Source organism: Corynebacterium sp. UMB9976 (assembly GCF_030212265.1).
GTDB lineage: Bacteria > Actinomycetota > Actinomycetes > Mycobacteriales > Mycobacteriaceae > Corynebacterium.
The window spans coordinates 1-271 of record NZ_JASODY010000105.1 but is presented as its reverse complement, the minus strand read 5'-3'; the positions used below and the strand labels follow the sequence as shown (position 1 = coordinate 271).

Annotated in this window: 1 protein-coding gene; it reads right to left on the bottom strand. The window is 62.0% G+C overall.

Annotated features, from left to right (window positions below; genetic code table 11):
• A partial coding sequence (locus tag QP140_RS09995) for an ATP-binding protein (protein ID WP_442875045.1) occupies positions 1 to 271 on the bottom strand: 271 nt, incomplete at both ends.

Sequence of the window (271 nt, the reverse complement as noted above, 5' to 3'; positions counted from 1 at the left end):
TGGAGTCGAACTGGCCGCCGATGACATCGCCCTGCTTGATGCCGGTGTCCATGCGGACACCCGGGCCGGACGGTTCGACGTACTTGGTGATGGTGCCCGGATCCGGCATGAAGTTGCTGCCGGCGTCCTCGCCATTGATGCGGAACTCGAAAGCGTGACCGTGCATCTCCGGGTCTTCCTTGATGGACAGTTCCTTGCCTTCGGCAATGCGGAACTGCTCACGGACCAGATCGAGGCCGGTAATTTCCTCGGTGACCGGGTGCTCCACCTG